The organism is Streptomyces sp. NBC_01334 (assembly GCF_035983595.1).
In the GTDB taxonomy this organism is placed as follows: domain Bacteria; phylum Actinomycetota; class Actinomycetes; order Streptomycetales; family Streptomycetaceae; genus Streptomyces; species Streptomyces coriariae.
In genome coordinates this window covers 3,500,200-3,519,423 of the sequence record NZ_CP130718.1, presented here as the reverse complement: position 1 = coordinate 3,519,423, position 19,224 = coordinate 3,500,200, and the positions used below count along the sequence as shown (strand labels likewise).

The window sequence follows — 19,224 nt, the reverse complement described above, 5'->3', positions numbered from 1 at the left end:
TGGGCCGGGGAACGCTGGCACTCGGATGTGAAGAGTGCCAGACGGGGCTCCCAGGGGACTACTGGGGACGACTGCTGGAGGTGTGCGCGCGATGCTGAGTGAACGCAGGCTCCAGGTGCTGCGCGCCATCGTCCAGGACTACGTCGGCACCGAGGAACCCGTGGGGTCGAAGGCGCTCACCGAGCGTCACAGCCTCGGCGTGTCCCCGGCGACGGTCCGCAACGACATGGCCGCCCTGGAGGACGAGGGGTACATCGCCCAGCCGCACACCAGTGCCGGGCGGATCCCCACGGACAAGGGCTACCGGCTGTTCGTCGACAAGCTGGCCGGCGTCAAGCCGATGACCGGTCCCGAGCGGCGGGCCATCCAGAACTTCCTCGACGGCGCCGTCGACCTCGACGACGTGGTGGCCCGGACCGTACGGCTGCTCGCGCAGCTCACCCGGCAGGTCGCCGTGGTGCAGTACCCGTCGCTGACCCGCTCGACCGTGCGGCACGTGGAGCTTCTCTCGCTCGCGCCCGCACGCCTGATGCTCGTGCTGATCACGGACACCGGGCGGGTCGAGCAGCGGATGGTGGACTGCCCGGCACCCTTCGGGGAGGCCTCGCTGGCGGATCTGCGCGCGCGGCTCAACAGCCGGGTCGCGGGCCGGCGGTTCGCGGACGTGCCGCATCTGGTGGAGGATCTGCCGGACGCGTTCGAGACCGAGGACCGCGGCACGGTCACGACGGTGCTCTCCACCCTGCTGGAGACGCTCGTCGAGGAGAACGAGGAGCGGCTGATGATCGGCGGAACCGCCAATCTCACCCGCTTCGGACATGACTTTCCCCTCACCATCCGGCCCGTCCTGGAGGCACTGGAGGAGCAGGTCGTGCTCCTCAAGCTCCTTGGCGAGGCGGGGGATTCGGGCATGACCGTACGCATCGGTCACGAGAACGCCTATGAGGGACTCAACTCCACTTCGGTGGTGTCGGTCGGCTACGGTTCGGGCGGCGAGGCAGTCGCCAAGCTGGGCGTGGTCGGACCGACCCGCATGGATTACCCGGGAACGATGGGAGCGGTACGAGCGGTGGCACGGTACGTCGGACAGATCCTGGCGGAGTCGTAGGTGGCCACGGACTACTACGCCGTTCTCGGCGTGCGCCGCGATGCGTCGCAGGAAGAGATCAAGAAGGCCTTCCGGCGGCTCGCGCGCGAGCTGCACCCGGACGTCAACCCGGACCCGAAGACCCAGGAGCGGTTCAAGGAGATCAACGCCGCCTACGAGGTGTTGTCGGACCCGCAGAAGAAGCAGGTCTACGACCTCGGCGGCGACCCGCTGTCGCAGTCGGGCGGCGGAGGCGCGGGCGGCTTCGGCGCCGGCGGCTTCGGGAACTTCTCGGACATCATGGACGCGTTCTTCGGTACGGCGTCGCAGCGCGGTCCGCGCTCGCGCACCCGGCGCGGCCAGGACGCGATGATCCGGCTGGAGATCGACCTCGAGGAGGCGGCCTTCGGCACGACCAAGGACCTCCAGGTCGACACGGCGATCGTCTGCACGACGTGCAGTGGCGAGGGCGCGGCCCCCGGCACCAGCGCGCAGACGTGTGACATGTGCCGCGGCCGCGGCGAGGTGTCGCAGGTGACGCGGTCGTTCCTCGGGCAGGTCATGACCTCGCGGCCGTGTCCGCAGTGCCAGGGCTTCGGCACCGTCGTGCCGACCCCGTGCCCGGAGTGCGCGGGCGACGGGCGCGTGCGCTCGCGCCGCACCCTGACGGTGAAGATCCCGGCCGGTGTCGACAACGGCACCCGGATCCAGCTCGCGGGCGAGGGCGAGGTCGGCCCCGGCGGCGGCCCCGCCGGCGACCTGTACGTGGAGATCCACGAGCTGCCGCACGCGCAGTTCCAGCGGCGCGGCGACGACCTGCACTGCACGGTGACCCTGCCGATGACGGCGGCGGCGCTCGGCACCAAGGTGCCGCTGGAGACGCTGGACGGGCTGGAGGAGGTCGACATCCGGCCCGGTACCCAGTCCGGCCAGTCGATCCCCCTGCACGGCCGGGGTGTCACGCATCTGCGGGGCGGGGGGCGTGGTGACCTCATCGTGCATGTCGAGGTGCAGACGCCGAGCAAGCTCGACCCCGAGCAGGAGCGGGTGCTGCGGGAGCTGGCCAAGCTGCGCGGCGAGGAGCGGCCCACCGGGCAGTTCCAGCCCGGGCAGCAGGGGTTGTTCTCCCGGCTGAAGGACGCGTTCAACGGGCGGTGACGGTGGGTGTGCGGGGGCTTTCTCGCCCCCGCCGCCCCTTCCCTTTCCCGTCCCTGGGGGCTGCGCCCCCAGACTCCCGTATCGGCCCTGAACGGGCCTCGTCCTCAATCGCCGGACGGGCTGGATCTGCCGGCACGTGACAGCACGTGTCAATGGGAAGGGTCGATTCGGACTTGTTCGGAGGACGTGACAACATGCCGTCATGTCCTCCGCACTGACCGATCTCTTCCCGTATCCGATCGTGCAGGCCCCCATGGCGGGCGGTGTCTCCCTCCCGCGGCTCGCCGCCGCCGTGTGCGAGGCCGGCGGGCTCGGGTTCCTGGCCGCCGGGTACAAGACGGCCGACGGCGTGTACCAGGAGATCAAGCAGCTGCGGAGCCTCACCGCCCGCCCCTTCGGCGTGAACCTCTTCATGCCGCAGCCGGAGTACGCGGAGACGGGCGCCGTCGAGGTCTACGCCCACCAGCTGGCCGGCGAGGCCGCCTGGTACGAGACCGAGCTGGGCGACCCGGAGAGCGGCCGCGACGACGGCTACGACGCCAAGCTCGCGGTGCTGCTGGACAACCCGGTGGCGGTGGTCTCGTTCCACTTCGGCATCCCGAGCGCCGAGGTGCTCGACTCCCTGCGGCGCGCGGGAACGTTCACCCTGGTCACGGCGACCACCGCCGCGGAGGCCCGCGCGGTGGAGCGGGCCGGCGCGGACGCGGTGATCGTGCAGGGTGTGGAGGCCGGCGGCCACCAGGGCACCCACAAGGACAACCCGGAGAACGACCGCTCCGGCATCGGGCTGCTCGCGCTGATCGCCCAGGTCCGCGAGTCCGTGAACCTGCCGATCGTCGCCGCGGGCGGGCTCATGCGCGGCAGCCAGATCGCCGCGGCCCTCGCGGCCGGTGCCGACGCGGCCCAGCTGGGGACCGCGTTCCTCGTCACGCCCGAGTCCGGCGCGCACGCCGTGCACAAGCAGGCGCTGACCAACCCCCTCTTCGTACGCACCGAGCTGACCCGTGCCTTCTCCGGCCGCCCGGCCCGCGGCCTGGTCAACCGCTTCCTGCGCGAGCACGGCCCGTACGCGCCCGCCGCCTACCCGGAGGTCCACCACCTCACCTCGCCGCTGCGCAAGGCGGCCGCCAAGGCGGGCGACGCGCAGGGCATGGCGCTGTGGGCGGGACAGGGACACCGGCTGGCCCGCGAGCTGCCCGCCGGGCAGCTGGTGGAGGTCCTGGTGTCCGAAATCGCCGAGGCGCGGACAGCGTTGTCGGAGTTCCAGGCCCGCGAGGGCGGTGCCTCGTGACGGCGCCCGTCTTCGTCGTCGACGAACTCCCGGCCTCCCGGTCCGAGTTCGTACTGGACGGTCCCGAGGGCCGGCACGCCGTCTCCGTGAAGCGGCTGCGGACCGGCGAGGAGGTCGTTCTCACCGACGGCGCCGGGCGCTGGGCGCGGGGCGAGGTCGTCGCCGCCGAGGGCAGGGACCGGCTGGTGGTGAGCCTGGGGGAGGTGGTCGAGGAGCCCGCCGAGGCGCCCCGGATCACCGTCGTCCAGGCGCTGCCGAAGGGCGACCGGGGCGAGCTGGCCGTCGAGACGATGACCGAGACCGGCGTCGACGCGATCGTGCCGTGGGCCGCCGCGCGCTGCATCACCCAGTGGAAGGGCGAGCGCGGCGCGAAGGCCCTCGCCAAGTGGCGGGCCACCGCCCGCGAGGCCGGCAAGCAGTCCCGTCGGGTCCGCTTCCCCGAGATCGCCGACGCGTCGACGTCCCGGCAGGTGGCGGAGGTGCTCGCCCGCGCCGACTTCGCCGCCGTCCTGCATGAGGACCGTGACTACGGCAGCGAGCCCCTGGCCACCGCCGCACTGCCCGGCACGGGCGAGATCGTGCTCGTCGTGGGCCCCGAAGGGGGCGTCTCGCCGGACGAGTTGGCGCTCTTCGCGGAGGCGGGCGCCAAGGCGTACCGGCTCGGGCGGAGCGTCCTGCGCACCTCGACCGCCGGCACGGCGGCCGCGTCCCTGATCCTGGGCAGGACCGGTCGCTGGTCCTGACCCCGCCCGTCCTCCGGGAGGACATCGTGGAATTCGTCCAGGTAAGGCTGCTGGTCACCGACTTCGCCGCCTGCTACCGCTTCTACGCCGACGTCCTCGGCCTCAAGCCGCAGTCGGGGGCCGAGCGGGGGCCGTACGAGAAGTTCTCGCCCGCCACCGGTTCGACCGGGATAGCCATCCAGGACCGGAAGATGATGGCCGAGGTGCTGGGCGAGCTGGGCGACACGGCGAACGGTCACCGCTCCCTGGTGGCCCTGCGCGTCGACGACCTGGACGCCATGTGCGAGCGGATCACCGCCCGCGGCGCCGCCCTGATCCACGGCCCCGCCCCGATGGCCGACCGGATGCGCGTGGCCCACCTCAAGGACCCGGAGGGCAATCTGGTGGAACTTCAGGAGTGGCTGCTGCTGCGCGGCTGAGCGCGACGGCGGTGAACAGCTCCCAGCCGTCCAACTCGCCGTCCAGGGGCAGCAGTTCCCGCTTGACGGCCTCGTCGACGAAGGCGCGCACCACACCGGGTTCGTGGAGGTTGAGGTGATGGCGGCGGTCGCCCACCCCGCCGCTGTGTCCGTAGGCGACGCTGCCCACGTAACGCCCTTCACCGTCCCGGAAGACGAGGTGGGTGCGCACGCCGTCCCGGTGGAGGGTGAGGACCTCCTGGCAGGGTTCCCCGTCCCCGTGCCGGTGGCGGACCGTCCACACATAGGTGGTCGTCTCGTCCACGACGAGGGTTCTCCGGCGGCGTTGGTCGCTCATGCGTCCACCGTAGGACCCGCGCGGAACGTGACCGCATACGGGCTACCGCACCGCCCGCCCGAGTGGCACGCTGCCGTCCATGGGGGCATTGAGGCGCATTTGGCTTCTCCCGTCGGTGGCCTTGGCGGCGGTGGGCGCCGTGGCGTGCGAGCCGGGCGGGCTGAGCAGCATGTCCGTGGCGTACACCACCGACGAGGCCGCGACGGCCGAGATCCAGCGGCGGGACGTGGACGTGCGCTGGCTGACCTGCACGGCTCGGTACGAGGGCCAGGAGAAGGCGGGGACCGTCGCCGCCGTGGACTGTCAGGGGAAGACCGCCGACGGGCGGGACATCACGGTCGAGGGGCAGGTCGCGCGTGCGGTCGACGGGGCCTGTGTGCGCGGGGATCTCACCGCCGTCGTCGGGAAGAAGCAGCTGTTCCGGGTGAGCGGTCTCGGCGACTGCAAGTCCGCGACCCCGTCGCCGGTCGCGCCGTCCGGATCCGACCGGCCCGGCGGGCGGCCGACGGTCACCGTGACCGTCACGGTCACCGAGACCGTGCGGGGGGACGGGGACGGGGACGGGGACGGAGGCGCGGGCGGCGGCGCGGGCGGCGGCGGAAAGAAGTGATCGAAACCCCTGACCTGCGGTCCCGCCGGTGCATACAGTGATTCGGTGACACAGCCCGCGACGCCTGCCGCATACCTCCGATACCCCCATCTGCACGGCGAGTCGGTGGCCTTCGCCGCCGAGGACGACGTGTGGCTGGCCCCCCTCGACGGCGGCCGCGCCTGGCGGGTCAGCGCCGACAACGTGCCGGTCACCCTGCCGCGTATCTCGCCCGACGGCACCACCGTGGCCTGGACCTCCACCCGCGACGGCGCCCCCGAGGTGCACATCGCCCCCGTGGACGGCGGCCCGTCGACCCGGCTGACGTACTGGGGGAGCTGGCAGACCCGAGTGCGGGGCTGGACCCCGGACGGCCGGGTCCTCGCCGTCAGCACCCACGACCAGGCGACCCTGCGCCGCAGCTGGGCCCGCGCCGTCCCGATCGACGGCGGACCGGCGACGACCCTGCCGTACGGGCCGGTCGGCACGGTCGCGCACGGCCCGCACACCGTGGTGCTGTCCGCGCCGATGGGGCGCGAGGCCGCCCACTGGAAGCGCTACCGGGGCGGTACGGCGGGCAAGTTGTGGATCGACCGGGAGGGCGACGGGGAGTTCGTCCGGCTGCACGAGGAGCTGGACGGCAACATCGAACACCCCGTGTGGGCGGGGGAGCGCCTCGCGTTCCTGTCGGATCACGAAGGCACGGGGGCCCTGTACTCCTCCCTCGCCGACGGGTCGGACCTGCGGCGGCACACCCCGCTCGAAGGCTTCTACGCCCGGCACGCCGCCGGTGACGGTACCCGGGTCGTGTACATGTCCGCGGGCGAGCTGTGGCTGCTCGACGACCTCGACGGGGCCGAACCGCGCCGGCTCGACATCCGTCTCGGCGGGCAGCGCACCGACCGCCGCCCGTATCCCGTCGCCGCCTCCCGCTGGCTGGGCGGGGCAGCGCCCGACCACACCGCGCGGGGCAGCGCCGTGGAGGTGCGCGGCGCCGTCCACTGGGTGACCCACCGTTCCGGACCCGCCCGTGCGCTCGCCGCCGAACCCGGCGTCCGGGCCCGGCTGCCGCGCACCTTCCGCACGGAGGGCGAGGAGTGGGTCGTGTGGGTGACCGACGCCGAGGGCGAGGACGCGCTGGAGTTCGCCCCGGCCACCGGCACGGTCCCCGGCGCCACTCCGCGCCGGCTCGCCGCCGGACGGCTCGGACGGGTCCTGGAGCTCGCCATGGCGCCCGACGGCAGCCGGGCCGCCGTCGCCGCGCACGACGGCCGGCTGCTGCTCGTCGAGCGGGAGACCGGTGAGGTCCGCGAGGTCGACAGCAGCCCCGACGGCGAGGTGTCCGACCTGGTCTTCTCGCCCGACTCGGCCTGGCTGGCCTGGTCGCACCCCGGGCCGCGCCCGCTCAGCCAGCTCAAGCTCGCCAACGTCACCGACCTGTCGGTCACCGAGGCGACCCCCCTGCGCTTCCGGGACTACGCGCCCGCATTCACCCTCGACGGCAAGCACCTCGCGTTCCTCTCCGCGCGCGCCTTCGACCCGGTCTACGACGAGCACGTCTTCGACCTCTCCTTCGTAGCCGGGGCCCGCCCGCACCTCATCACCCTCGCGGCGACGACCCCGTCCCCCTTCGGCCCGCAGCGGCACGGCAGGTCCTTCGAGGCCCCAGACAAGGACGAGACCCCCGACAGCGAGGGCACCCCGACCACCCGTATCGACCTCGAGGGCCTCGCCGACCGGATAGTCCCCTTCCCGGTGGAGGCCGGCCGGTACTCCGGGCTCGCCGCGGCGAAGGACGGCGTGCTGTGGCTGCGGCACCCCGTGCGCGGTGTCCTCGGCGCCTCCCGAGCCACCCCGGACGACCCCGACCCGCACACCGAACTGGAGCGCTACGACCTAGCCCAGCAGCGCATCGAGCACCTCGCCGCCGACGCCGACGGCTTCGAGGTCAGCGGCGACGGCAAGCGGCTGCTGCTGTGGACCGACGGCAAGCTCAAGGTCGTCCCGAGCGACCGGCGCGCCTCCGGTGACGAGGACAGCGACAGCAACATCACCGTCGACCTCGGCCGGATCCGCCGCACCGTCGACCCGGCCGCCGAGTGGCGGCAGATGTACGACGAGACCGGCCGGATCATGCGGGACAACTTCTGGCGCCCCGACCTGGGCGGCGTCGACTGGGACGGCGTCCTGGACCGCTACCGGCCCCTGCTGGAACGGGTCGCCACCCACGACGACCTCGTCGACCTGCTGTGGGAGGTGCACGGCGAACTCGGCACCTCGCACGCCTACGTCATGCCGCGCGGCGGCCACGGCGGCGGCGCCCGGCAGGGCCTGCTGGGCGCCGACATCTCCCGCCATGAGGACGGCAGTTGGCGCATCGACCGGGTCCTGCCCTCGGAGACCTCCGACCCCGACGCGCGCTCCCCGCTCGCCGCGCCCGGCGTCGCGGTGCGGGCCGGTGACGCCGTCGTCGCCGTCGGCGGGCAGCCGGTGGACCCGGTCGCCGGGCCCGGACCGCTGCTCGTCGGCACCGCGGGCAAGGTCGTCGAGCTGACGATCTCGCCGTCCGGCGGGGGCGAGCCGAGGCATGCCGTCGTCGTCCCCGTCGCGGACGAGGAGGCGCTGCGCTACCACGCGTGGGTCTCGGACCGGCGGGCGTACGTGCACGAGGCCTCCGGCGGGCGGCTGGGGTATCTGCACGTGCCCGACATGCAGGCGCCCGGGTGGGCCCAGATCCACCGTGACCTGCGGGTGGAGGTGGCGCGGGAGGGGCTGATCGTGGACGTCCGGGAGAACCGGGGCGGGCACACCTCGCAGCTGGTCGTCGAGAAGCTCGCCCGGCGCATCGTCGGCTGGGACCTGCCGCGCGGGATGCGGGCGTCCAGCTATCCGGAGGACGCGCCCCGGGGGCCCGTCGTCGCCGTCGCCAACGAGTTCTCCGGGTCCGACGGGGACATCGTCAACGCGGCGATCAAGGCGCTCGGGATCGGGCCGGTGGTGGGCACGCGCACGTGGGGCGGGACGATCGGGATCGACAGCCGGTACCGGTTGGTCGACGGGACGCTCGTCACGCAGCCCAAGTACGCGTTCTGGCTGGAGGGGTACGAGTGGGGCGTGGAGAACCACGGCGTCGACCCGGACGTCGAGGTGGTCTGCGCTCCTCAGGACTACGCGGCGGAGCGGGATGTCCAGCTGGACGAGGCGGTCTCGCTGGCGCTGGCCGCTCTGCGGGAGACCCCGGCGAAGACGCCTCCGCTGCTCCCCGGGTCATAGCCCACCCGGCGTCGTCGTGACCGTCTCCGGGGGCTGCCGCCCCCGGACCCCCGCTTCGGCCTGAACAGCCTCGCCCTCAAGCTCCCCCAGAGGGGGACCCCCGGACGGGCTGGAACAACGTACCCTCACCGCTACCATGCCCCCGTACTGATCAACCGTCTGAGGAGGAACCCGCATGGCAGGGGAACCGCAGGACGACTGTCTGTTCTGCAAGATCGTCGCGGGGAACATCCCGGCGACGATCGTGCGGGAGACCGACACGACCATCGCCTTCCGGGACATCAACCCGCAGGCGCCCACCCACGTCCTGGTGATCCCGAAGGCGCACTACCGGGACGCCGCCGCGCTGGCCGCCGGCGCGCCGGAGCTCGCCGCCGACGTGCTGCGCGAGACGCAGGCGGTCGCGGACGAGGACAAGCTGGAGAGCTACCGCGTCGTCTTCAACACCGGCGCCGGCGCCGGCCAGACCGTCTGGCACGCCCACGCGCACGTCGTCGGCGGCCGTGGCCTGCACTGGCCTCCCGGATAGGCCGCCGTGTCCGTACGTGAACTGGTGGTTCTCGGCACCGCCAGCCAGGTTCCCACCCGGCATCGCAACCACAACGGCTACCTGCTGCGCTGGGACGGGGAGGGTGTCCTCTTCGACCCGGGCGAGGGCACCCAGCGGCAGATGCTGCGCGCCGGGGTCGCCGCGCACGACCTCAACCGGATCTGCGTCACGCATTTCCACGGCGACCACTCCCTCGGTCTCGCCGGTGTCATCCAGCGCATCAACCTGGACAAGGTCCCGCACCCGGTCACCGCGCACTACCCGCGTTCCGGGCAGCACTTCTTCGACCGGCTGCGCTACTCCACCGCCTACCGCGAGACCGTCGGCATCACCGAGGCCCCGGTCGACGCGGACGGCGTACTCGCCACCAGCGCGTCCTACCGCCTCGAAGCCGCCAGGCTCTCCCACCCCGTCGAGTCCTACGGCTACCGGATCGTCGAGCCCGACGGTCGCCGCATGCTGCCCGAGCAGCTGGCAGCGCACGGCATCAAGGGGCCGGACGTCGGCCGGATCCAGCGGGAGGGTGCGATCGGCGGGGTGTCGCTGGACGACGTCAGCGAGGTGCGGACCGGACAGCGGTTCGCGTTCATCATGGACACCCGGCTGTGCGAGGGCGTGCACGCGCTCGCCGACGGCGCCGACCTGCTCGTCATCGAGTCGACCTTCCTCGACGAGGACGAGCAACTCGCCGTCGACCACGGTCATCTGACCGCCGGTCAGGCCGCCCGGGTGGCCCGTGACGCCGGGGTGCGGCATCTCGTCCTCACCCACTTCAGCCAGCGCTACGCGGAGCCGGAGGAGTTCGAGCGGCAGGCGCGGGCGGCCGGGTTCGAGGGCGAGCTGACCGTGGCGCACGACCTGCTGCGAGTGCCGGTTCCGAAACGGCGGTAAAACGGTCGTACGATGCTTTGATGCCCCTCCCCAAAGCTGAACTGCACCTGCACATCGAAGGAACCCTGGAGCCCGAGCTGGCTTTCGAGCTGGCCGCCCGCAACGGGGTCGCGCTGCCGTACGCCGACACGGACGAGCTCCGCAAGGCGTATCAGTTCGAGGACCTCCAGTCCTTCCTGAACCTGTACTACGAGCTCATGGCGGTCCTGCGCACCGAGCGCGACTTCGAGGACCTCGCGAACGCCTACCTCGCGCGGGCCGCCGCGCAGGGCGTGCGGCACGCGGAGATCTTCTTCGACCCGCAGGCCCACCTCGCCCGCGGGGTGAGCATGGGCACGGTCGTGGACGGGCTGTGGCGCGCGCTGGGCGGCAGTGAGGCCGAGCACGGCGTCTCGACCCGTCTGATCCTGTGCTTCCTGCGCGACGAGTCCGCCGAGTCGGCGCTGGAGACCCTGGAGGCGGCGCGGCCGTACCTCGACCGGATCACCGGTGTGGGCCTCGACTCCGCCGAGGTCGGGCATCCGCCGGTGAAGTTCCGCGAGGTGTACGAGGCGGCGGCCGCCCTGGGACTGCGGCGCGTCGCGCACGCCGGTGAGGAGGGGCCGCCGGAGTACATCACCGAGGCCCTGGACGTGCTCGGCGTGGAGCGCGTCGACCACGGGCTCCGGTGCATGGAGGACCCGGCCCTCGTCGAGCGGCTGGTGCGGGAGCGGATCCCGCTGACGCTGTGCCCGCTGTCCAATGTGCGGCTGCGCACCGTCGACGTCCTCGCCGACCACCCGCTGCCCGCCATGCTCGACGCCGGGCTGCTGTGCACGGTCAACTCCGACGACCCGGCCTACTTCGGCGGGTACGCCGGCGACAACTTCGACGCCGTGGGCGCCGCCCTGGGTCTGGGCGAGGAGCGGCTGCGCGAGCTGGCCCGCAACTCCTTCGTCGCCTCCTTCCTGGAGGACGACGAGGAGCGGCGGGCGCGGTATCTCGCGGAGGTCGACGCCTACACGTTCTAGGACCTTCCTGGTCAGGGCCTGCACGTTCCAGCCGATTGCCGTTCAGGCCCGGTGGATGCGGTCGACCAGGATGTCGATGACCAGGGGGGTGCGGGGGCCGAAGCTCAGCAGCACGCCGTCCTCGAGGTCGACGACCCTGCGGTTCATGCCCGCCGGGGTCTGGGCGATGCCGGGGATCTGGAGGAGGCCGTCGAGGCCGCCGACCGACTCCAGGCCCTTGGTCATCATCAGGATGACGTCCGGCTGGGCCTGGGCGAGCGCCTCGGTGGTGATGGGGGTGAAGGGCTTGTCCAGCCCGGCAGCCGTGCCCGCGTCCACCGCGCCCGCCGCGGCCAGCAGCGAGTCGGCGCCGGATCCCTTGCCGCCGATCAGATAGACGGCCGCACTGCCGCGCAGGTAGAGGAAGGCGACCTTGGGCGTGCTGCCCTCGGGCACGCCCGCGCGGGCCGCGGCGAGTTCGGCGCTCATGCGCGCGTCGAGTGCCTTCCCGGCGGCCGGGACGCCCAGGGCCTGGGCGATGCGCGTGGTGCGGGTGGTGACGTCGGAGAGTTTCGTCGCCGGATCGAGTACGACGACCGGGATCCCGGCGTCCCGGATCTGCTCGACCGCCTCCTCGGGCCCGGTGTCCGTGTCGGCCAGTACCACCGTCGGCCGCAGCGACAGCACACTCTCGGCGCTCACGTCGTGCGCCTTGGTGACCTGGGGGAGCTTCTTGGCCTCCGCGAAGGTGGCCGTGATGTCCCGGCCGACGACCCGGTCGCCGAGCCCGAGCGTGAACACGATCTCCGCCACGCCCCCGTTGAGCGGCAGGATGCGCGAGGCGTCCGTCACGGTGACCCGGCGTCCGTCCGAGGAGCCGACGGTGACCGGCAACTTCGGGGTGGGGGGCGGTCCTTCGAGGGGGACGAGCGAGTTCTTCGCGAGCTGCTTCTGCGCGGCGGCGGCCCGCGCGCTCGCGGACGTGGGTGTCGTGTCCGGGTCTCCCGTGTTCCCGCTCCCCGCGCCGCTTCCCGCGCAGGCCCCCGTCAGTACGGCGAGGGCCAGCCCGAGGGTGGCGAGGCATCTTCCGGACCGGCGTCTCCCGGCTACGCGCATGGCCATTCCTTTCCGCTCCGCTGGTGCACAGTTGAGGAATAGTTTAGGTTAGCCTTCCCTTAGTTGAATGTGGTGGGGGTGTTCCATGATCTCGGCAAGTGGCCTGCGCGGCCACGGAGTTGGCTGTTTCCTGACGGTCGCCTCGGCGTCCGCCCTCCTGCTCCCGGCGGCGTCACCGGCCGTGGCGGCGGGCGGATCGGCGACCGGTCCCGAGGGTCAGAAACTCACGGTGTCCAAGTCGTCCGGCCTCGATCCGGCGGGCGAGACGGTCACCGTGACCGGCTCCGGCTACAACACCGAGAAGGGCATCTACGTCGCCTTCTGCGTCGACAACGGCGCCGGCAAGACCCCCACGCCCTGCGTCGGCGGCGTCGACATGTCCGGCGAGTCGGGCGCCTCCGTGTGGGTCTCCTCCAACCCGCCGTCCTACGGCGAGGGGTTGGCGAAACCGTACGGCGGCAGCGCGCACAAGGGCACGTTCGGCGTGCGGCTCAAGGTGCGTGCCAAGGACACCAACACCGACTGCACCGCTGCCGGGGTGACCTGCGCCGTCATCACCCGCAACGACCACACCCGGGGCGGCGACCAGACCCAGACGGTCCGGATCCCGGTGACGTTCGGGGCGTCGGGGGCGACGGGCGGTTCCGGTGCGTCGGCGACGCCGAGCGCGGGCGCGACGGCCGGGTCCGGCACGACCGGGGGTTCCGGCACCACCAAGGCGGCCGACGAGGCTGCCGACGGGTCGATGGCCAGTACCGGGTCCGACCTCGCGCTGCCCGTCGGGCTCACCGCCGCCGGACTGGTCGGCGCCGGGACCGGCGTCTGGTTCTGGGCGCGCCGACGCCGTGCCGGAAGTGCCCCGAACCCGAGCTGACACCACCTCATGTACGGGAGGGACGAACGAAGATGGCGATGAGACCCGGTGCCGCGGCCCTGGCGGCCGGTGCCCTGTTCACGCTGTGCTTTCCGGCCGCGGCGGCCGCGCAGGTCCGGGCAGAGGGGGAGGCGCTGCCGCGCGAGGTGGCCGGTGGCTCCGCGAGCTGGGCCACGGGCGGCTCCGGACTGGCCGGCCGGGGCGTGTCGCTCGGCGTCACGCGGCCTGCCGTACGGGCGAGCGCGGACCGCGCCTCGTTCCCGGCTCTCGGTGGTGCCGTCGACCCCGAAAGCGGCTCCGTCGAACTGGAGTTGGGCGGCGCGGCCCGCTTCGAGGGCCCGGCGGCGCAGCCGCTCGTTCTCGCCGGGCTGCGGCTGCGGCTCGCCGGTGACGGGGGAGCCCTGTACGGCCGTACGGTCGTCGACGGGCGGGCGCGCGAGCTGGCCCTGGCCGAGGTCGCGACGGCCGGCGCCGACGCCGTCGTACGGGCGACCTCGGTGACCTGGACCGGGCTGCGGGCGTCCCTGACCGCGGAGGGGGCGGCGCTGCTGTCCTCCTGGAGCGGGGCGGAGTTCACGGCGGGGGACGGGCTCGGCGTCCTCGGGGTGACGGCGGGGACGGGAGGGACGGGCGAGGCGGAGGAGGTCGGCGAGACCGGGGCCGCGGCCCCGGAGGGTGCCGGGTCGCCACAGGCGTCCCCGGGCGCCGCGGCGGAACCGCGGGCCGGCTGGCAGGAGAAACCCACCGTCGCCGTGGCCCGTGCCATGCTCACCGCGGGCGCGGAACAGACGGTCAGCGGCGCGGGGTTCACGCCCGGCGCGGTCGTGCTGGTCTCCATCGACGGGGACACGCGCTACCAGGCGGTGGCCGACGCGCGGGGCGGGGTCGCGCGGAGTTTCCCGGTGTACGCCACCGCCTTCGAGGGCGAGCACACGGTCGAGCTGACAGTCGTGGGCGGTGAACGGGGCGCGCTGAGCGCCCGGTTCGGGGTCGGAGCCCCGAACTGACCGGCGTGTTACGCCGTTTGCAGTCGCAGCGAGGAGCGGGCCGGTCGGCCCGCTCCTCGGCATGCCAGAAATCACTGAAACCGCAGGTCAGTTGGGACTTTTTGCCGTCCGTTGACAAACGACCGGAGATCGTACTTAGGTTCGCCTTACTTAAGTTTCCTCCTGTGGCACCGTCCGCAGGATCGGACAAGAGAGGCTTCCGTCATGAGAGTCCCCGCCACCCGCACCGTCGCCCGCGCCGGCCTCGCCGTCGCCGCCTCCGCCGCCCTCACCCTGGGCCTGGCCACCTCCGCCTCGGCCGCCACCTCGACCCGCAGCGTCGTGGACGGCAGCACCACCTACAACCTGTCGCTGACGGCCCCCGACACCGCGTCCGCGGCCGGCCAGGTCATCACCGTCACCGGCTCCGGCTACAACACCGGCCAGGGCATCTACGTCGGCCTGTGTGTCGTGGACGGCGCCGCGGGCGTGAACAAGCCCACCCCGTGCCTCGGCGGCCAGGACGAGTCCGGCTCCACCGGCGCCTCGCACTGGATCAACAACGTCTTCGGCGGCCTGTTCGCCAACAGCTCCAAGTTCGGCACCGGCGGCACCTTCAGCGTGCAGATCTACGTCCAGGCCACCCTCGAGGACGGCAGCGTCTGCGGTCAGGACGTCGAGTGTGCCGTCGTCACGCGCGCCGACCACTTCGACACCAACGACCGCAAGTACGACGTGCACGTCCCGGTCACCTTCCAGTAGGCGTTCGTGGCCCCGACCGGTCACCCGGGCCGGTCACCCGGGCCGGTCACCCGGGCCGGTCACCCGGGCCGGTCACCCGGGCCGTCGAACGGGCCGGCCACCCGGCCGGCCCGTTCCGGCCGTCCGGCTCGTCCCACCTTCCAGTGACCATCCGTCACCCTAGGAACCCTTCATGACAGACGACAGAACCGGTCGGCAGCGGCACGGCGGTACGACCGGACCCCGGCTCAGGCGTCCCGCGGCGCTGCTGGGAGCCGCCGCCCTGGTGGCTGCCGGAGCCCTGGCCGTCACCTTCGGCTCACCCGCCGAGGCCTCCGACACCCCGAAGACGGCGCTCGGCAAGGACGGCCAGAAGCTCACCGTCTCCGCTTCCGCGGGCCTCGACCCGGACGGCGAGACCCTGCGCGTCACCGGTTCCGGCTACGACGACGCCCTCGGCATCTACGTCGCCGTGTGCAAGGACAACGGCGACAACCGCGTTCCCACCCCCTGCCTCGGCGGCGCCGACCAGGAGGGCGGCAGCGGCTCCTCGATCTGGATCATCCCCGAGGGCGCCTCCGACGAGGGCGCGGGCACGGTCGCCGTCCGGTGGGGCGAAGGCGGCACCTTCGACGTCGACCTGAAGGTCAAGGCCAAGGACGCGGGCCTCGACTGCCTCCAGGTCGCCTGCTCGGTCGTCACCCGGGTCGACCACAACGGCTCCGGCAACCGCTCCCAGGACGTCCGCATCCCGCTCTCCTTCGAGGGCCAGGACCCGGGCGACGGAGACGGCGGCGGAGACGGCGTGGACGTCCCGGCGGGCACCGTCGGCTATGTGGAGGCGAAGGCCGGCGAGTTCACCGGCACCAACGCCGGCCGCCCCCTGGACCTGCTGCTGCACCCCGACTCCGGAAAGCTGTACGTCGGTGCCGACAACATCCCCGACACCTCGACCGTGGCCGAACAGGGCCTGTACGTCCTGGACGCGGGGAACGGCACCGCGCTGGGCCACATCGCGCAGGCCCCCGGCCCGAACGGCGCCATGGCCGCCCGCGTGGTCCGCCGGATCATCGCCCCGCTCCCCGGCGACGGCGTCGTCTTCCACTACCCGCTGCGCGGCATAGGCACCGCCAAGAACGGCGATACGGCCGCGCAGGGCATCTGGGCCAACGGCGCGACCTACACCGGCGTCGGCCAGGACGCCGACACCTCCACCGTCCTGATCGCGGCCGGACCCGAGCTGCGCCGCGTCGAGATCGCCACCGGAACCGTGAAGGACACCGTCGCCCTGGAAGGCGGCGGCGAGCTCGGCGTGGACGCCGCCCACGGCGCCGCCTGGTCCCTCGGCACCGCCGACGGCAAGGCCGTGCTGCGCCGCGTCGACACCGGCACCTTCGAGGTCACCGGCACGGCCGAACTCACCCCCGACGTCCTCACCTTCGTCGAGCCGGACCCGGCGACCGGCAACGTCTGGGTCGGCAACGGGACGTCCGTGCTCGTCTACGACCGGGACGCCAAGCCGCTGACCACCCTGACCGGCGCGGACCGGGCCATGGCGGTGGCCTTCGACAAGGTCACCGGGCGGGCGTTCGTGCTGCGCGAGGACCTCGCCGACGGCACCACGGACAACGCCGGTTCGCTGGAGATCCTCGACAGCGCGACCTTCGAGCCGGCCGCCGCCGCGGTCACCCTGCCGGGCAGCGTCCGGGTCGGCACCTACGCGGGCGTCGCCGTGGCCCCCGGCGCCACGTCGGTCTACGTCACCAAAGCGGCCGAGAGCAAGGTCCTCAGGTTCGACGTCCGGATGTCGCCCAAGGTCGTCCAGTCGCCCACCGACCAGTCCGTCGCCCCCGGTGACGAGGTCACCTTCGTCGCGGCGGCCGAGGGCATCCCCGAGCCCACCGTGAGCTGGAGCGTCAGCCCCGACGGCGGTCAGACCTGGTCGAAGATCGAGGGCGTGACGAAGAACGCGTACACCTTCACCGCGAAGGCGGGCCAGGACGGCTACGAGTACCGTGCCGAGTTCGCCAACGCGGTGGGAACCACCCGCACGTCACCGATCACGCTGACCGTCACGCAGGCGAGCGGCGACGGCGGTACCACCGGCGGTGGCGAGACCCCCTCCGGCCCGTCCGGCACGAAGACCGGCACCGGTGCCGAGGGCCAGAAGCTCACCGTCACCCCGGTCAACGACCTCGCCACCGAGGGCCAGGTCGTGAAGGTCACCGGCTCCGGCTACGACGTCGACAAGGGCGTCTACGTCGCCCTGTGCGTCGACAACGGCGACGGCGAGCTGCCGACCCCGTGCGTCGGCGGCGTCGACATGACCGGCGGTTCGCACAGCTCGGCATGGATCTCCTCCGACCCGCCGGACTACGGCGAGGAGCTGGCGACCCCGTACGGCACCGGCGGCACCTTCTCGGTCGAACTCACCGTGGACGCGAAGGACGAGTTCACCGACTGCTTCAAGGCGAAGTGCGTCCTGGCCACCCGTGCCGACCACACCCTCTCCGGCGACCGCTCCCAGGACGTGAAGGTCCCGGTCGCGTTCGTCGGCCAGGACCCGGTGGACACCGACGACGACACCACCACCGGCGGCACGGACGGCGGTTCGACCTCGGGCACGTCCGGCGGCACGACGTCCGGCTCCGGCACGGGCAGCACCGGCAGCGCGGGCGGTACGGGCACCTCGGCGACCGGCGCCACCTCCGGCGGCAGCCTCGCCTCCACCGGCGCCACCGTCGGCACGGTGGCCGGCCTGGCACTGCTGCTCACCGCGGCCGGCTGGTACGTCCACCGGCGGGCGAGGACGGCGCGAGCCGGGTAGCGGGCGACGACAGGCCGGTCGGGCGGCCTCAGGCACCGGCCCCCGGCGCGGCACCCGCCCGCCGGGGTCCGGCCGTGCCGTACGCGTCCCGTACGGGTATCGCCGAGCCCTCCACCGGGATCTCCACCACCTGCGGCTCCAGGGTGCCGCCCCGCCGCCGGACCGAGCCCGCGACCTGCGGGCCGCCGCCCGTGCGCAGGGCGACGGCGGTCATCGGCACCGCGACGACGAGCAGCCCGGCCCCCAGCAGCAGGCCCATCACCGGGAACCCGGCCCACGCCGACAGCACGCTCCCGGTCAGCGGCCCCGCCGCCGTCCCCAGCGAGGACGCCGACCCGACGAGCACCGCCCAGCGGCCGCGCGGGTCGAGCGAGGCGGCCAGTCCGATCAGGTACGACAGCACGATCGGGTAGAGCGTGTTCCAGGCGATCTCGCCGGCCGCGAAGCTCACCGGCCCGGTCGCGGAGGCGCTGGCGACGACACAGCCGGCGATCAGGACGGTCCCGGCGCCGATGGGCACCGCCCGCCCGAGCCGCGTCCCGAGCGCCCCCGCGCCCAGCACACCCGTGAGCCCGGCTCCCAGCGCCACCGCGAAGACGACACCGACACCGGCCTCGGTGAGATGCGCCTGGGTCAGGCCGATGCGTCCGCTGACGCCCCAGAGCGAGTTCTGGACCAGCGACCAGCAGGGCATGGCGGCGGCCAGGACGAGTCCGGCCCGCATCCGGGGCAGCCGCGGCCGGTCCTCGCGGCGGGTCCGGACGGGGGCCGCCCGGCCGGGCAGACGCCCCGTCAGCGGCCATACGGCGAGCGCGGTGAGGGCGATCGCGGCCAGCGGCTGACCGTGCCCCGTGCCCAGGTGCGGCACCGTCAGGTAGACGGCGCCCGCGAGCGCGGAGACCCCGAGCAGGCCCGCCGTGGAGACGCGGTGCGGGTCGGGATGGGCGGCGATCCGGGTGGCGGCGACCGTGGTGACCGTGCCGGAGCCGACGCCGCCGAGGACCGCGCCCGCGATGACGGCGGTCACCTCACCGGCGAGGGCGGCACCGCCGTAGCCGAGCACGGCGAGGGTCAGTCCGATCCGGGCGAGGGGCCGTGCCCCGATCCGCTCCACGCGTGAGGCGAGCAGGAACCCGGCGGCGGCCGAACCGAGCAGCAGCGCACTGCCGACGGCTCCGGCCTCGGTGGCGGACAGCGGCAGACCGGCGTCCAGTCGGCCGACCACGGTCGGCAGCAGATAGGGGGCGAGGTACCCGGCCGTGAACAGGGCGACGACGGGCCAGGGCAGGGTGGTGCGTGGGGCGAACACGGGCGTTCCAGGGCATGCGAAAGGGACGGCTCAGAAAGAGGGGT

General features: G+C 73.2%; 17 protein-coding genes. 14 read left to right on the top strand and 3 right to left on the bottom strand.

The features are described 5' to 3' along the window. The first annotated feature begins 91 nt into the window (after positions 1 to 91). From hrcA to OG736_RS15805, 5 genes are all read left to right on the top strand, one after another. Positions 92 to 1,108: a heat-inducible transcriptional repressor HrcA gene (gene hrcA / locus OG736_RS15825; RefSeq protein WP_020127761.1), complete on the top strand. Its 1,017-nt coding sequence runs from the start codon at positions 92 to 94 to the stop codon at positions 1,106 to 1,108. Further along, on the top strand, positions 1,109 to 2,245 hold the full coding sequence (dnaJ, locus tag OG736_RS15820; protein ID WP_020127760.1) for a molecular chaperone DnaJ: 1,137 nt from the start codon (positions 1,109 to 1,111) through the stop codon (positions 2,243 to 2,245). A gap of 202 nt (positions 2,246 to 2,447) precedes the next feature. Beyond that, positions 2,448 to 3,536: a nitronate monooxygenase gene (locus OG736_RS15815; RefSeq protein WP_327183022.1), complete on the top strand. Its 1,089-nt coding sequence runs from the start codon at positions 2,448 to 2,450 to the stop codon at positions 3,534 to 3,536. Next, positions 3,533 to 4,279, top strand: a complete 747-nt coding sequence (locus OG736_RS15810; protein WP_327183021.1) for a 16S rRNA (uracil(1498)-N(3))-methyltransferase — start codon at positions 3,533 to 3,535, stop codon at positions 4,277 to 4,279. The genes OG736_RS15815 and OG736_RS15810 overlap by 4 nt, the downstream gene beginning before the upstream one ends. A gap of 26 nt (positions 4,280 to 4,305) precedes the next feature. Further along, positions 4,306 to 4,698, top strand: coding sequence for a VOC family protein (locus tag OG736_RS15805; RefSeq protein WP_327183020.1), 393 nt, complete (start codon positions 4,306 to 4,308; stop codon positions 4,696 to 4,698). On the opposite strand, the gene OG736_RS15800 is transcribed toward OG736_RS15805, so the two are convergent. Next, positions 4,640 to 5,035 (bottom strand): hypothetical protein, encoded by a 396-nt coding sequence (locus tag OG736_RS15800; RefSeq protein WP_327183019.1) that lies wholly within the window; start codon positions 5,033 to 5,035, stop codon positions 4,640 to 4,642. The two genes, OG736_RS15805 and OG736_RS15800, sit on opposite strands and share 59 nt — an antisense overlap. 79 nt (positions 5,036 to 5,114) lie before the next feature. On the opposite strand from OG736_RS15800, the gene OG736_RS15795 reads away from it, so the two are divergent. The 5 genes from OG736_RS15795 (at position 5,115) to OG736_RS15775 (ending at position 11,348) form a co-directional block, all read left to right on the top strand. Next, a complete protein-coding gene (locus OG736_RS15795) occupies positions 5,115 to 5,645 on the top strand; it encodes a hypothetical protein (RefSeq protein WP_327183018.1) in 531 nt (176 codons plus the stop codon). 45 nt (positions 5,646 to 5,690) lie between these two features. After that, positions 5,691 to 8,897 (top strand): S41 family peptidase, encoded by a 3,207-nt coding sequence (locus OG736_RS15790; RefSeq protein ID WP_327183017.1) that lies wholly within the window; start codon positions 5,691 to 5,693, stop codon positions 8,895 to 8,897. Between the two features lie 175 nt (positions 8,898 to 9,072). Next, complete coding sequence (locus OG736_RS15785; RefSeq protein WP_327183016.1) at positions 9,073 to 9,426, top strand: histidine triad nucleotide-binding protein; 354 nt, start codon at positions 9,073 to 9,075, stop codon at positions 9,424 to 9,426. A gap of 6 nt (positions 9,427 to 9,432) precedes the next feature. Next, positions 9,433 to 10,338: a ribonuclease Z gene (locus OG736_RS15780; protein ID WP_327183015.1), complete on the top strand. Its 906-nt coding sequence runs from the start codon at positions 9,433 to 9,435 to the stop codon at positions 10,336 to 10,338. A gap of 20 nt (positions 10,339 to 10,358) precedes the next feature. Beyond that, the gene (locus OG736_RS15775) at positions 10,359 to 11,348 is read left to right on the top strand and encodes an adenosine deaminase (protein WP_327183014.1); all 990 of its coding nucleotides are present in this window, start codon (positions 10,359 to 10,361) and stop codon (positions 11,346 to 11,348) included. Positions 11,349 to 11,390: 42 nt separating this feature from the next. Here the strand turns inward: OG736_RS15775 and OG736_RS15770 are convergent, their stop codons facing one another. Next, on the bottom strand, positions 11,391 to 12,443 hold the full coding sequence (locus OG736_RS15770) for a heme/hemin ABC transporter substrate-binding protein (protein WP_327183013.1): 1,053 nt from the start codon (positions 12,441 to 12,443) through the stop codon (positions 11,391 to 11,393). 85 nt (positions 12,444 to 12,528) lie between these two features. Between OG736_RS15770 and OG736_RS15765 the strand changes: the two genes are divergently transcribed. From OG736_RS15765 to OG736_RS15750, 4 genes are all read left to right on the top strand, one after another. Further along, positions 12,529 to 13,317 (top strand): hypothetical protein, encoded by a 789-nt coding sequence (locus OG736_RS15765; protein ID WP_327183012.1) that lies wholly within the window; start codon positions 12,529 to 12,531, stop codon positions 13,315 to 13,317. Between the two features lie 32 nt (positions 13,318 to 13,349). Continuing rightward, positions 13,350 to 14,324 carry an HtaA domain-containing protein gene (locus tag OG736_RS15760; protein ID WP_327183011.1) on the top strand — a complete coding sequence of 325 codons (975 nt, stop codon included), beginning with the start codon at positions 13,350 to 13,352 and terminating at the stop codon, positions 14,322 to 14,324. Positions 14,325 to 14,528: 204 nt separating this feature from the next. Further along, positions 14,529 to 15,065 (top strand): hypothetical protein, encoded by a 537-nt coding sequence (locus OG736_RS15755; protein ID WP_267019972.1) that lies wholly within the window; start codon positions 14,529 to 14,531, stop codon positions 15,063 to 15,065. 172 nt (positions 15,066 to 15,237) lie between these two features. After that, positions 15,238 to 17,871 (top strand): immunoglobulin domain-containing protein, encoded by a 2,634-nt coding sequence (locus OG736_RS15750; RefSeq protein ID WP_327183010.1) that lies wholly within the window; start codon positions 15,238 to 15,240, stop codon positions 17,869 to 17,871. Between the two features lie 28 nt (positions 17,872 to 17,899). Here OG736_RS15750 and OG736_RS15745 read toward each other — a convergent pair whose 3' ends face one another. Further along, on the bottom strand, positions 17,900 to 19,180 hold the full coding sequence (locus OG736_RS15745) for an MFS transporter (protein ID WP_327183009.1): 1,281 nt from the start codon (positions 19,178 to 19,180) through the stop codon (positions 17,900 to 17,902). Positions 19,181 to 19,224: the final 44 nt, after the last annotated feature.